The sequence below is a fragment of the Candidatus Clavichlamydia salmonicola genome, from assembly GCF_015356765.1.
GTDB lineage: Bacteria > Chlamydiota > Chlamydiia > Chlamydiales > Chlamydiaceae > Clavichlamydia > Clavichlamydia salmonicola.
In genome coordinates this window covers 1-13,880 of record NZ_WTCQ01000002.1, presented here as the reverse complement: position 1 = coordinate 13,880, position 13,880 = coordinate 1, and the positions used below count along the sequence as shown (strand labels likewise).

Here is a 13,880-nt window from a genome sequence, read left to right as displayed (position 1 = left end):
TTAATAATTTTGAGGGATCATGTTTTTCAGCTTACTTAAAATAGTTTTTTTAGAATCTATACTAAGTAAAGCTTGATCTTCTGCTACTTTTTCAATAATTTTATACATACATTTTGTTGTTACGATATCTTTGAAAAGAAGAGGTAGCTGATTAGTAAATTCTGAGGTTCTTCTTTCAGAAGAAAAGTGCTTAGTACTTAAGATTAACATCTGTATAAAGCCATTAGGTTTCATAATAATAGGAAAATTATCCAACCCTGTATATATAAGGTCTGTTGCTGCTAGTAATCGTCCAAGTTCAGTAAATAGAGTAATGTATTTGTTTGGATCTCTTATCCATAAGGTGGCAGGGGTTATTGTTTTTGAAAAAGATATTTTATCTTCCATGATAAAGCCAATCTTTTCATCATTCATTTTTCTAATTAATAAAGATTTTCCAGGGAGAGCAAGATGAAATAACGATAATTCATCTATTGCAGCAAAAAGCAGAGAAGCTTGGGAGAACTCTTTTTTTATACTTTGTATATCACAGTGTTTATTATCATGTATGGTGGTCTTAAAGATAAAATCAGGATACGTAGCTGCCTTAAAAGCTAGATGGGGAGATTTAGTTACTAGATATTCAATTCCCTGTATTTTTTTTTTTTTTTAAAAGTTGTTCAGAAATTGGTGTTATATAGGCAATAATTTTTGATTCATAATCATCATCAATCTCCTCTTTTTCTAAAACAGCAATATTATTTAGGTTAATTTGTATGGATTCTCGTAATTCAAATCTTATCAATTCAGCTATAAACCGAGGAATAATCAAAATGGTTGCTATAACCTTTAAAGTAAAAAGCAGTATTTTTTTCTTAAAAGAGATAGAAGGCATGGGTATTTCTTCTATTGAAAAGATATGTTGTTTACCATTATCTGAAAGCTTGCTTATTTGAAATTTTTTTTGATTTTTTTTTAGAATGGTAGTAGATAGCCATAATTCTAAATGCGATAAAATACGAGCATGAAGAGATTTTTTTTGATCATCTTTAGAAAATGAAACAATGTCATTAAAAAAAGATAAAGTATTATTTATAGTAAAAGGGGGCATGATTTTTATAAAAAAATAAATAATTAGCTTTTAGTTTTTGTTTAATATAAATTTAACAAATTATCATATTAAATAATGCTAAATATTAGCTTTGTGATTACGACGGGATGTTTCATTTTTTAAAAATTGTTTAATTTGATTACAAAATGTCTCTTTATCACAGGTTTTTGGGAGAAATTTTTCTTTAGAGATAAGAGTTTCAAGAACAGTTGTGACACATTGTATATTTGGTAAATCTTTACAAAAGCGTTGTAGTTGAAAGATTGGGGTGTATGATTTCATAAGGTATGCATAATGTTTTGTGCCTAAAATATGCATAGTTACAGTGTTTGTAGAAGAATGGTTAATGGGAAAGTTTGAAGATGAGGTATATTTAAGACAAGTTGTAGCAAGTAAGCAACCAAGTTCTATAAATGCTGGGGTACATAGCTCTGGTAATGTGTTCCAAATGTTCTCAGAAGTGGGAATTTGTAATTTTTCTTCCATGATTATACAAAAAGGATCATCTACAGAATTTACTATAAGGAGTTCTTTTAGAGGAACAGCTAGATGGGATAATTTTAAATTTTGAACAGCATTTTGAATAGTGTCATTATGATCAATCTCTTTTTTTAATTTTTTTATAGAGATTTCTGAATAGGATTCTTTCTGGGTAAAATGGAGAGGTATTTTAAAGATAAAGCCAGGACAGGATATTTTCTCGAAGATAATTTGATCAGATGTCATAGGTATATAAGAAATGCCTTCAATATGCTTTTGAGCTAATAAATCGTTTTTTCTCGAAGAAAAAAAAGCAGAGAGTTCTTGAGTATGCACCATTGTATTCAAGGAGGTTGTATTGATCTGAATAGGTCCATCTACAACATCTTTATTAATAATATGGTGTTCAACTTGATTAAAGTGTTTATTTGCGTTTAAATCAAAAGACCTACGTAATCCAAATCTCATAATTTCAGCGATAGCGCGAGGAAAAATTAATAAGGTTGCTAAAGTTTTTAATGTGATAAAAAGAGCTTTTTTTATTTTTGATAAAGGAACTTTATCAATAGGTTCTATGGTATAGGCTTTTTCATTATGAATATAATCTGGAAAGGATCTAATTTTAAAAGCAGGTTTATTTTTTGATGAAAATGATGTTGATAACCAGGACTCTAGGGTAGAAAGTAAGCGCGCTTTAATAGAATTTCTTTGTTCTTCTTTAGAGAAAATAACTGTATCATTGAAAAAACTAGGACGATTATGAGCGCCAAGAGGTGCTGATTGCATGCTATATTCACCAACGAAGAATATCTGTATTAAAATATAATTATAACGTGATTATTTTGTTAATAACATTATTTATTTTGTTAGTTAATAAAAAAAAGACAATTTTTTATTTTTTATGTCAAATAGGATGAAATGATAGATTTCTATAATAAATATCAAAGATAGATGTCAAAAGACGCCACAACAAGCTATAAGAAATATCAAGAATAATTGTTGCCATATAGCTGATAATATAGAGGGTATTGCTTCGCTAAGACTAGAATTATTGGGACTTTTTGGTGATTATACCTGTATGCCTTCAGGTTACTTCTATCTTACAACCTGAACCAAGTCATGAATATTTAACAGTATCTTTAGAGGCAGAGGATGTTGATGAAAGGGGAGAATGTTCAGTAGAAGTGCCCCTTTGTTTGGTTTTGTTTTTTAAAAGATTTTATAAAAGGAATAAAGATAAGAATTTATGTAAAGAATATCTGCATCCTTTTCCTTTTGTAGTGAATGGTAATGGATTATTTTTAACGCCTTAAGATGTTGCAAAAGGATTAGGAGCAGCAGCTCCCTTTTCAAAATGTTTCGAACAAGTGGGATGTTCTTAATTACTATTAACTCCCATAACAATAACAGAAGTGGGGGTGGGCAAATGACTTACGCCATCATTTGTAGTTAAAATTATTGTTTTGTGTGGTAAGAATAACATGGGATTGATGGCAGCTATAGTTGCTTATCTTAGTTATGAGCTTACATGGCAGTGCTTTGCTACAAAAATATCTGAAGACGAATGTACTGGGTTAGAAAATGTTAGCTCAGTGACAGATTGGTCCTCTTTTACTACCTTTTTACATTGCTTGTTTTCAAAAATCAGCGAACCAGCATGTGTTATAGGTTCAAATATGATGGGAATCTCTGGATGTCTGTATTTAGCAAATGTATACGTGTTTATGTTAGAAAAGTAGGATTATCATCACATCTGATGAAGAGTCTGCAGTATCTTCATCCTTTATAATGCTTAGTACAAGAGGTGAGCGCAGGAATAGCATATCTTGGCAGCGATGGAAAAATTTTGTGTCAGAAACAGGACTTTTTTAGGAGAGTCAAGATGAAGAAAAAAATAAATTTGTAAGTAATAATTTTATTTTTTTCAGATTTTTAGACGAACTTTTTTGATATCTATGAGTTGTTGATGAAAATCCTCAACACTAAGATTAAGAAAGTCATTTGTGTATGTTGAGTTTGAATCGTTATATTGTGGATTATTAATAAAAAAGTTATTTACTTGTACTTGTTCTTCTACTAGTGCAGTGATAATAGCATCCATGCATGTTGATGTGTGTAAATCTTTGAAAAAAATAACCATTCTTTTAAAAAAACTCCTATAGTCAATAGGATCAGGGGTTTTTTGTTGTGTAATATCCAAAACCATGCGTAGGCAATTATCTTTATCCACTATAAGAGGAAAATGATGACAACCTTTATATTCAATATCTGTGGTAAATAATAAGCGTGCGAAAGCTACCAAGATAGGTATTATATGGCTTTCTTGATTCTTCCACTGAATGTAGTTATGATTTTTAGGTGGGAATATTTTTTCTTCAATGATGTAGGATAGTAATCCTGGAGAGTTATTGATATGGGTCAGATCAAGAGCAGGTATAGCAAAGAAAGATTTTGTATCATGTTGTGTGAGAACAGTATTTATATCCTTAGTCATTGTTAAAATTTCTTGAAAAGGAGATATGCTCTCATCTTCTACAGCATGGGAATGAGTTGTAAAGATTAAGTTTGGGTATTCTTTTAATTGAAAGCGAATAAAGGGAGAATGACTGGGAAGATAAGAGATGATGTTCTTTGCTTGATGGGAAAGAATTTTTTCTTTTAGTTTTTGAATTTCTGTTTCAATATTTTTTTGAGTGTGTTCAGTTAAAAAAAGAGTAAGAGTTTCTTTAGAGAGCTTGTTATGAGATCTTTCTTCAGGAAAATTTACTTCTATTAGAGTGTCTTTTTGTGTTAAGAACAGATATGATCGAAGTTTATAACGTAACAGTTCAGCTATAAGCCTTGGAAAAATAAGAATAGTTGCAACGATTTTTAAAATGAAAAAAATAGTTTTTTGTTTTGAAGATAAAGGAGAAGAAAAACCCTTAGAAAGGGTTAATGTTTTTTTTTTCAGATTGTTATTATTAAAAGTGCTTACTTCAAATATACGTCCTTGAATAGACCTAGGAGTGCTATTTAACCAAAGTTCTAAATTAGCTAATATCTTAGTATGCAATGATTTAAATTTTTCGTTTTTTGAAAAAACAAGTGTGTCTTTAAAAAAAGATAATTTTTGGTTTTGTGGAGATGAAAAACAGTTTAAGGGGTTCATAATATTTGAATGTATAAATATATAGAATTCTTTCAGATTATTAATTTAATAAATTATAGTATATTATTTAATTATAAGTTTCATTTACTAACTATTTTTCAATATATTTAAGACTTTATAAGTCATCAAAAAAAGAAAAACAGTTGTCAAGATCATCAAGACGATTATTCTTGCTTGTTATAAGCATTTCTTCAAGTAATGATATATCTACCAAAGGATTGTGTTGATGTTGAATTATTAATGCATTAATAATTGACTGCATACATAATTCTGTTTGTAAAAAATCAAATAATATCAGCATTTGATGAATAATCAGCTCATTAGATGTACTCATACTTATGGTCTCTAATGTAGGAAAATCATTAAGATTTATAGGGAAGAGATTAATGAGATGCATTTTATAAGATCCATTATCTTGTTGAATTAGTTGACAATTTTCTGGACCATTGAAATTAAAAGGGATGGCAGCTAATAAAAGAGCTAATTCTACAAATAAAGGTATAATTTGTTCTTCATTCTCATTCCACATTTGTAGAGCATTTTCAGAAGATTGCAAAGGAAGATTCTCTTCAATGACATATTGAAGTTGTATTGAACTGTGGGAGGGGCCTGCTTCTTCGTTAGATTTTAAGCAAGGAATTTTTTTTAATAGTTCAAGATGTTTTATTTTTAAATTTTTTATACTAAGTCGAATAGAGTTTTCAAAATTTAACTGATTTACTAAATTTTGAATGCCTGCTGAGGCATGTATTACTCTTCCATCCTTTAATATAACGCCTAGAATAGTTCTAAACAGTACTCCTGGATAACTATTAATAGTAAAGGTAATATTTTTAAAATCGTCTGTGGGTAGACTAAGGTATGTAATTTCAGGGTGATACTTTCTATCTAAGATAGTTTCTTTTAGTAGTTGAATTATGTTATGTAATTCTAGAAATTTATTGGTTTCTGTCTTTTTTGGTATAATATGTTGTCGATGCTTTACTTTTTTTGGAGCATCTAATCTTGGTTGTAGTTGAAAGTTTAAATATTTGCGTAGACCAAAACGAATAATTTCAGCGACTAATCTTGGAATAATTAACAGTGTAGCTAGAACTTTTAAGGTGATGAAAAGAGCATTTTTTTTATATGTAGTGTGTGAAGGCAAAGTATTTTCAGTAAGCCATACAGAATGGGTATTAGTATTTAAAGGATTTATTAAAACCTGATATGTAGTTCTTTGAGAGCAAGAAGGAGCAGAGCTTAACCATTCTTCTAAATTGGCAAGGATATTGATAATTTTAGATGTGGCTTTCACTTCAGGAGAAAATATCAAATTATCTCTATGTCCCAAAGGATTAGATAGAAATGGTTGAATATAACGAGTTATTGATATAGGCATAGTGTTTTCAAATCAATTAATATCATTAAAGAAATAGTATTTTAATCTATTTCAAAAAATAATAGTTACAATTATTCCTAAATTAAGAGAAAAATATATTGATTTGAAAAAAAAAAGAATTTAAGTAGAAGTATTTTTAGCTATTTCTCCTAAACGCGCTTCTTTTAAATCTCTTAAAGAATTTTCTAATAAGGCGGCTATATTGTCATCAATTGTTTTTTCTATATTCACCAATGTTTTAATAATGAGATTCATACACTCTGGATCAGAAAGATAAGAAAAAAGTTTTTTTATCTGTTTTAATTGGTTATCACGACTATTGTGTTCAATAAATTTAACTCTTCCTATAATACTTCCTACAGGATTAGAGCTGCCTTGATAAAGAGTGAATTGAGTTGGGTCTGAGAATTCAACTCCTTTTTCAAAGATAAGTTGTGCTAAAGCGCAAAAAATAAGGCTGGCAGAGTTTTCATTGTCTTCCCACATGTTATTTGCAGAAACACTATGATCAATAGGAACTTTTTCTTGTAGAAGGAAAGGTCGACTATTTTCTTGATCATAGTACCTAGAATGAGGAATATGAATGTAAGTTGATAGGAACTCATTTTCCTGAACAATTTGTTGTAATTTCTTAAGATTTCTATGTGTTGTATATAAAACTATAGCAGCTTCTTTATAGGTATCTGATGCAGTCTCTATATTACCTTGGATAGTTTTAAAGATAAGACCAGGAAACTGCTTTGCTTCAACACACATAAGTGAATTTTTTGATGAATAGTATTTCATTCCTTCTAAGTAAGTTGAACTATTGTTAGGGTCAACATTGGTTAATAGTTGGGCATAATCATGGATAGGACTATGTTTTGTGGTGCTGAATTCTTCGTGATCTGTACTCATGAATGCATTAGGATTTATGCTTTCAGAGGATAACTTTAATTGTAAAAATTGTCTTAATCCAAATCTTACGAGTTCAGCTATTAACCTAGGAATTACAGTTACAGTGGCTAATGTTTTTAATATTCCTAATATAGCTTTTGTTTTTGGTGATAGGGATGCATTTACTTGTGGATCAGTATTAGGTGTTAAGATCCATAGCGTTTTATCAGTAGGATTTTGTTCTACAAGGTAATTATGATCTAGTGCAGAAGAATTAGATAACCATGTTTCTAGATGATTCAATGTTTTAAGTGCAGATGATTGCACTTGTATTTGATGAGCAATGTGAATGCTATCTTTAAAGAAAGACAGATTCGTTAATTTTTCTTGAGAAAAATTATGAATTGAATTTGACATAATATGTTTTTAGTAAAAAGGTTACTTGTTATATTAAAAGAAATTAAAAAATAAAGTCAACACTAATAGTACAAATTGTTTTTTAAATTGTAACTATTTTTATTTTTGATAATTATGAGCGTGTAAAATTTTTTTTATTTCAAAAAATAGCCCTATCCTATGAAGTTTGAATTCTTAAAACTGTTTATAGTTGTTCTGATTCAATCATTTGGAGGCGGTCTTGCTTGATTTTTTCCAGCTCATTCTTCACTACTAGTCCTGCAGATTGTCCTTTTGTTTCATTTTCTTCCATGACGATTTTTTGGATAATAGCGTCCATGCAGGCTTCTGTGTGTAAATCTTGGAAAAGAAAATAGATTTGATTTTTAGTAAAATCGTCATTCAAATTATGAAAATCCTTATCAGCTTTAATAGTCATGGTTATAGTGTCTTTGGATATATTCAAAATGTGCTCTGAAGGGTTTGTGTAAGGGTAGCCAGAAGTGTATAAAAAGCGAGCAAATGCTACAAACACAGGAATAGCTTTTATTTCATTGTTTTTCCATAGATTAAAAGCTTGCAATGTATTCGAATTCAATTCGTTGCTTTTGTGTTCAATAATGAAGCAAGGAAACTCTTCCCAATCTTCTTGGTCTTCGTTATAGATGTAAGCAAGAGGTAGATAAAAATGCTGTAATGTCTTTTGTTTTTTTAAACATTTTTCAACAATTCTCATGTTATCTATTTCTTGAGATAAAAGAGATTTTTTATTGCTTAATGGGGGAGTCCTTCCTATTTTAAAGGTCAATTCAGGGTATTGAGTTAGTTCAAAAGGAATTATTAAAGGAATATCTGATTGATATAATATGTTTGAAGATTTTGGATATATAACTCCATTTACTGGAGATTGTTCAAGAAGTTGAGAATAAATTGTAGCAATCTGGGAGTTTATTGCTTCAGAGTTATAAATTTTATGATTTATTTTTACTATAGGAAAATCCAAAAGATTTTCTATTCCTTTCCTTAGATTAAATCTGATTAATTCAGCAATAAGACGAGGAAAGATTAAAATAGTAGATAAGATTTTTAAACAATAAAAAGCAATTTTTTTACTTGTGGAGAGCACGTAAGGGTTTTTTATTTTTTTTTGTGCAGAAAAAATAGATAGAGTAGTGCAATTAGGTGAGTTGCTTTGCAATTCATATTTATTGTTAGGGCAGCATGATGGACCTGTTGATAGCCATAGTTCTAAATAGGAAAGAACTTGAAAAGACAAAGATTTTTTTTGTATTTGTGGAGAAATATAAATAGTGTCTTTAAAAAAAGATAAATCTTTTATTTTCATAAAAAAATTATAATAATTAATGTTAAAAACAACTAATTTAACATTTTTATAATTAAAATAGTAATCATTTTCTAATTAATTTAAAAATAAAATTCATTAAATTTTTCTTGAATTATGCCCATGAAGCAGAAGATAGAAGACCTGTACTAGCTGTATTTGTTATTGTAATAGAGGATGAGGTGATGGTGGCAAAGAAGCTCTGGTTAGCTCTACTATTCTTACATTATGAATTTCTAGTTGTTTCAGAAGTTGTTGTCCTTGTGACGTGTTCTTTTTGGCATCATTTAAAATAAGTTTGAGAAAAAGTAAACCACATTCTATAGAAAAAAATCCTGCAGAGATTAAAGCAAGAATATGACCCATGGTGCAATTTGTTATAAGAAATGTATTATGCCTGGATAAAGATGGGGTAGTTGTAAGAGGGGATAAAAAAAATATTGAGGAGCTTACAGAGTGACATCCCCATTCAAAAGAGCTACAAAAGAATCCAGAGGTGCCAGCAGCCAGTAAATTCATAATTTTTAAACAAGTATTTCTTTTGCTTTGATATATATATCGACGAATCATTTTTCTCTCTGCAGACGAAAAATAACCAGGAGTTTCATAATTTGCTTGTGGAAGTGGTTCAGGATCATTTTTCCTTGCTTGAAGAGGAACTTTAAGCATGCAGAGCTGTGCTCCAGCAAATACAGATAAAAATAAGCAAGTTATGCCATATGATTGACTAAGAAGTAGGCAGTTATCACTAAGTAAATCACGATTTCCTTCTGACAAGGTGATATTCCATTTAGATATCGTTGTCGATGTGCAATTTGCTGGAAAAATAATCGTTTTATTTCGAGTATTCATTGTTGCATTAGCAACAACAAAACAACTATTTGTAGTGTATTCACAATGCATTGCTATAGCAAAACCTGCAGAAGCCATGCCTCCCATGAAGATCAATTTTCCAGTAGTAACTATAATTTTCAAGCAGGTGCTACATTTTTTTTTTATGTTAGAGCAGGCTTGAGAAGGTGTCTTAGGGATTCTGGAAGTGACTGATGAAAGGATAGAATTAAAAGTAGGCATAGATATTGCTCTAAAATTGTAATAAATTACTTTAATAATTTAAATAAATCAACAGTTGAAAAGGTCATCCCATTAAATGTAGAAGGTTATGGTTGTCGAAAAAAACTTTCTAATAAATAGAAAAAATTATTTTTAAATATAGGATAATATTTTATAAAGGCCTTAATAGAATAAAATATATTATTTCTTTTTATTGTAATAAACCAAAAAAGGTAGGCTAATACAGGCTAAAAATCCTCCAATAATAGCTAATGCATAGGTAAAACGCAGGTTTTGAGGAACTAAAGCGGTAGGAGGAATAAATCCAACGCCAAATGTATAAAAGATAGAAATAAGACCTGTAAGACTTACTGTCCAAATAGAAAATTTAGTTTTTAATAGCCCATCTTTTCGTTTTTTTTCTGGATAACGATGATGAAGCACAATAGCTGCAAAAATCATAACTATATACATGGTTAATGTAAGTTGAGTGCAAAAGAGGCTCAAAATCCAATAAGCAAAATTAAAGTTAGAAATAAACAAAAAGCATGAAGCAACAATAGATACAAGTATTGCTTGAAAAATTAAAATAACAACAGGGCTGTTATTTATATTTACTTTAGTAAAAATAGGATGTAAGCACCCATAATTGGCACTATGCCACAATCCCCTTGCGGGGCCGCTCAGCCAAACATTTAGTTGTCCAATAATACCAAAAAGAATGGCAATAGATAGTATTTTTAGAGGCCATGTTTGTCCTGTGCATGTAAGTAAGGTCCCTAAGGCGTCAATCAATGCTGTGATTAGATTAATTTCGTTTTTAGGAATAACCATAGCTATAGAAAGAGTACCAGTAACTAAAAAGAAAAATAAAAGACCAGCAGCAATAAAAAGAGCAATGGGATAGTTTTTTTTAGGATTTTTCATATCTAATATTAAATTAGCATTGGTTTCTAGCCCTGTAAACGTTAAAAAAGCTGCAGATATCATTGCTATAGATCCCATTAATCCCTTAGATTGAGGTAAAATTTCTTTTGAAGAAAAAGATATAAAGCTAGGGTTTCCTTTTATGAGCCATATAATGGCCATGCCTATTAGAAGGGCTCCTGGAATAATAGTTCCAATGAAAAGGCATATGGTGCTGAGGTATGAAGAGAAGGATAAGTGAAGGAAGTTAATAAATGTTAGTCCCCAGAACATGATTAGAATAACAAACCAAACAAAAAATTTATTAGTAGATAGTTCAGGAAATACCATGCGAGCAATGCTAATGGCAAAAAAAGATAAAACTGCAGGGTACCATGGAATACTATGGAACCATTGTAACCAAATAGAAAAAAATCCTAGCCTAGGGCCAAAGGCTTCTTTTACCCATACAAAGACTCCACCAGGAAAAATAGAGACCAGATCAGCTGCTATGACAGCATAGGGTATCATGAAAAAAGTTACAGCCATTCCATAGTAAAAGATGATGGCAAGTCCATGATGGGCTAAAAATGGCAGGCTTCTTAAGCTAAGTACTGAACCTAAAGATAGCATAGCTATAGAAAAAGTACTTAAATATTTTTTATTAGATTTTCGAGGGGTTTCATGAAGCATGAAAATTTTCCTTACAAGTCATTATTTATTTTTTGAAAATTAAAGTTAAAAAAGAACAAAAGAAATTTATCTTAATAACTATGTGTTACAGATAATAAATATCTATATCACTCTAAGTAGGTGTACTTCTTAAATTGTAATGATGGTCTAATTTATGTAATTAAGCCAATGTTTTTCTTAGCAGTTGTAGGATCAAAATCAGTCAAGAATAATTATTAATCATAGGAGATGTTATTAGATGAAAATAAATTGAAAAATATTTTTATAATTAATTTTATAAAATTTATTCTTGAATATAATAAACAATCATAATTTTTATCTATCAATATTTATTTTTTTTTTAAAAAGACAATGAATATGGGTAGATGTTAAAAAAAAATTTCCTTCTAAAAATTCCTTTTAAAAAAAAGTTCAGAGATAAAACCATTAAAATATAATTTATGGTTTTAAAATCATTAAACATAAGTGTTTTAATAAAATTTATTAAAAATATAATTCTAAAAAATGTTTATAAATTTTTTTTTTACGAATCTTCGATTTTGTGTTTTAAGCTATGAAAATAAAATTATTAATTGGCGAAAGGAAAAGGAGATAATGTATTAGAGATAGAGAGGAAATTATGGAAAGTAATTATTTTGAATTTGAAGAAGAATCAAATAATGGAAAAAGAAATGATGCTACAGGTGTAGGAAGTAAAAATAATTCTTAAAAGATAAGTCAATCATTGGAAATTTTTGAAAAGGATAAATTACCTTTTTTAGTTAAAGATAGATGTAGCTTGAAGCATCTATTTTTTTTATGTAACGTCAAAAGAAATAAGATAGAATTAAAAAATAAATCTTGTTTTATTAAATTATCAGTTTGGTTATGCAAGCAAATTACCTTAAGAGAGATAGAAGAAAAAGCAAAACAACTCGTTGTAAAAAAAAAACAAATAAAACTGCGCTGTTTATCAAGAAAAAAAACTTTCCAGCGATCCTTAATTGATCATACTTTTTCTGTAACTACAATTGGATCTGCACCGTATCCTGAGAAAATTTCTGAATTACCTGGATATATTGTAAAATTTGAAAATTTAAATACATCGATTATTACTCTGGAGTCGCAAGAATTAGTTTCTAAAAAAGGAGATGTCTTAGAGGGCAATTTAAGCATGGCAGGGGTTTTTACGGTCACTGATTTAAGAAATCCTTTAGCTCCTATGGATGCAGTAAATCTACAGTATTTAAAAGCAGCACTTTCTTCTTTAACTGCATCATCTGTTAAAGCATTAGATTTAAAAGGTGGTGTTTTAACAGGGCCGCTTTTTTTAAGTGGAAATACTATTTCAGGGGTAGCAGATCCTGTTGCTGCTACAGATGTAACAACGCTTCAAAGTGTTTTTCAAATACTTCAAAATGTAACAACGACTAGTCTTAATGCTCTTTCTCTTTCTGGTGGCGTTCTTAGTGGCACAATTGATATGGCAGATAATACAATTACAGGCTTACCACAGCCATCAAATCCATCAGATGCGGTGCCTTATCAATTTGTTCAGCAGTTATTTTCTAATGCAATGACCTTTACAGGAGCGGGAAAACCTGGATTACCTATTACAGGGGGGACATTAATTGGTAACTTAAATATGGGAGGAGGTTTTAGAATTACAAACTTAGCAGATCCAATTTCTCCAAAAGATGCAGTTAACTTACAGACATTAACTAAAAAATTAGCAGCCATAGCAAAATCTCTCTCTATTATAGGATCCCCAAGCACAAGTTCTTTGTCAACAGGGCCATTAGATATGTCCCAATATAATATCACTTCTTTAGCAGATCCTATTGAGCCCTATGATGCAGTTAACTTGGGGACGTTAACTAATACTTTATTTATGTATTTGCCATTATCAGGGGGTACTTTAGCTGGAGCTTTAAATTTAAATAATAATATTATTACAGGTTTGCCTTTACCTATATCTTTAACAGATGCGGTTCCATTAAATTATTTGATAGACACATATCTTCCATTAGCTGGAGGAACAGTTACTGGAGCATTACTAGTTTCTGGAGAAACGACGCTAAAAGGCATAACCAGTCATATTGGAGCAGCCACTTTTTCTGAAGGAATCGCGATATCAGAAGGAGGGTTATCAGTTACTGGAATAACTGCTATCAAAGGACCAACTACATTAACTGGATCTTTAACAGTAGCAGAAGCTACAACGTTAAAAAAAGGAGCCACAATTTCTCGAGGTGGACTAACAGTAACAGTAGGAGGAGCCACCATTTCTTCTGGAGGATTAACAGTGTCAGGTACTACTGCAATAACAGGATCTACGTCGATAGCAGGAATCACAACAGTAACAGGAGAGTTGACAGTCTCAGAAGCAACCACATTATTAGGGACCTCAGAGCATATAGGAGAAGCAACTTTTGCAGGAGGAGCGAAAATATCATCAGGAGGCTTGTCAGTAACAGGAATAACAACCCTAGCAAATGCAACAACGATAGCAGAAGGAGGACTAACAGTAACA

General features: G+C 30.3%; 11 protein-coding genes and 1 pseudogene. 3 read left to right on the top strand and 9 right to left on the bottom strand.

The window, feature by feature from the left end:
• From CLAVI_RS02135 to CLAVI_RS02125, 3 genes are all read right to left on the bottom strand, one after another.
• The gene (locus CLAVI_RS02135; protein WP_194843951.1) at positions 1 to 414 is read right to left on the bottom strand and encodes a hypothetical protein; all 414 of its coding nucleotides are present in this window, start codon (positions 412 to 414) and stop codon (positions 1 to 3) included.
• Between the two features lie 208 nt (positions 415 to 622).
• Positions 623 to 1,090 (bottom strand): hypothetical protein, encoded by a 468-nt coding sequence (locus CLAVI_RS02130; protein WP_194843950.1) that lies wholly within the window; start codon positions 1,088 to 1,090, stop codon positions 623 to 625.
• Positions 1,091 to 1,168: 78 nt separating this feature from the next.
• Positions 1,169 to 2,356, bottom strand: a complete 1,188-nt coding sequence (locus CLAVI_RS02125; protein ID WP_194843949.1) for a hypothetical protein — start codon at positions 2,354 to 2,356, stop codon at positions 1,169 to 1,171.
• Between the two features lie 275 nt (positions 2,357 to 2,631).
• Here CLAVI_RS02125 and CLAVI_RS02120 point away from each other — a divergent pair, with 275 nt between their 5' ends.
• A complete protein-coding gene (locus CLAVI_RS02120; protein WP_194843948.1) occupies positions 2,632 to 2,883 on the top strand; it encodes a hypothetical protein in 252 nt (83 codons plus the stop codon).
• 177 nt (positions 2,884 to 3,060) lie between these two features.
• Entirely contained in the window at positions 3,061 to 3,309 is a 249-nt protein-coding gene (locus tag CLAVI_RS02115; RefSeq protein ID WP_194843947.1) for a hypothetical protein, read from the top strand.
• Positions 3,310 to 3,494: 185 nt separating this feature from the next.
• On the opposite strand, the gene CLAVI_RS02110 is transcribed toward CLAVI_RS02115, so the two are convergent.
• The 6 genes from CLAVI_RS02110 to CLAVI_RS02085 form a co-directional block, all read right to left on the bottom strand.
• A complete protein-coding gene (locus tag CLAVI_RS02110; RefSeq protein WP_194843946.1) occupies positions 3,495 to 4,721 on the bottom strand; it encodes a hypothetical protein in 1,227 nt (408 codons plus the stop codon).
• A gap of 115 nt (positions 4,722 to 4,836) precedes the next feature.
• Entirely contained in the window at positions 4,837 to 6,102 is a 1,266-nt protein-coding gene (locus CLAVI_RS02105) for a hypothetical protein (RefSeq protein ID WP_194843945.1), read from the bottom strand.
• A gap of 120 nt (positions 6,103 to 6,222) precedes the next feature.
• On the bottom strand, positions 6,223 to 7,395 hold the full coding sequence (locus CLAVI_RS02100) for a hypothetical protein (protein ID WP_194843944.1): 1,173 nt from the start codon (positions 7,393 to 7,395) through the stop codon (positions 6,223 to 6,225).
• Between the two features lie 184 nt (positions 7,396 to 7,579).
• Positions 7,580 to 8,719, bottom strand: a complete 1,140-nt coding sequence (locus tag CLAVI_RS02095) for a hypothetical protein (RefSeq protein WP_194843943.1) — start codon at positions 8,717 to 8,719, stop codon at positions 7,580 to 7,582.
• Between the two features lie 159 nt (positions 8,720 to 8,878).
• Entirely contained in the window at positions 8,879 to 9,790 is a 912-nt protein-coding gene (locus CLAVI_RS02090) for a hypothetical protein (protein WP_194843942.1), read from the bottom strand.
• A gap of 180 nt (positions 9,791 to 9,970) precedes the next feature.
• On the bottom strand, positions 9,971 to 11,368 hold the full coding sequence (locus tag CLAVI_RS02085) for an APC family permease (protein ID WP_194843941.1): 1,398 nt from the start codon (positions 11,366 to 11,368) through the stop codon (positions 9,971 to 9,973).
• Positions 11,369 to 12,146: 778 nt separating this feature from the next.
• Here CLAVI_RS02085 and CLAVI_RS02080 point away from each other — a divergent pair.
• A pseudogene (locus CLAVI_RS02080) lies at positions 12,147 to 13,880 on the top strand (hypothetical protein); the annotation flags it as partial.

Bases quoted from the DNA above. Each gene is read 5' to 3' on its own strand.
- CLAVI_RS02135 (WP_194843951.1), bottom strand. From the start codon at position 414: ATGAATGATGAAAAGATTGGCTTTATCATGGAAGATAAAATATCTTTT.
- CLAVI_RS02130 (WP_194843950.1), bottom strand. From the start codon at position 1,090: ATGCCCCCTTTTACTATAAATAATACTTTATCTTTTTTTAATGACATT.
- CLAVI_RS02125 (WP_194843949.1), bottom strand. From the start codon at position 2,356: ATGCAATCAGCACCTCTTGGCGCTCATAATCGTCCTAGTTTTTTCAAT.
- CLAVI_RS02115 (WP_194843947.1), top strand. From the start codon at position 3,061: ATGGCAGCTATAGTTGCTTATCTTAGTTATGAGCTTACATGGCAGTGC.
- CLAVI_RS02110 (WP_194843946.1), bottom strand. From the start codon at position 4,721: ATGAACCCCTTAAACTGTTTTTCATCTCCACAAAACCAAAAATTATCT.
- CLAVI_RS02105 (WP_194843945.1), bottom strand. From the start codon at position 6,102: ATGCCTATATCAATAACTCGTTATATTCAACCATTTCTATCTAATCCT.
- CLAVI_RS02100 (WP_194843944.1), bottom strand. From the start codon at position 7,395: ATGTCAAATTCAATTCATAATTTTTCTCAAGAAAAATTAACGAATCTG.
- CLAVI_RS02095 (WP_194843943.1), bottom strand. From the start codon at position 8,719: ATGAAAATAAAAGATTTATCTTTTTTTAAAGACACTATTTATATTTCT.
- CLAVI_RS02090 (WP_194843942.1), bottom strand. From the start codon at position 9,790: ATGCCTACTTTTAATTCTATCCTTTCATCAGTCACTTCCAGAATCCCT.
- CLAVI_RS02085 (WP_194843941.1), bottom strand. From the start codon at position 11,368: ATGCTTCATGAAACCCCTCGAAAATCTAATAAAAAATATTTAAGTACT.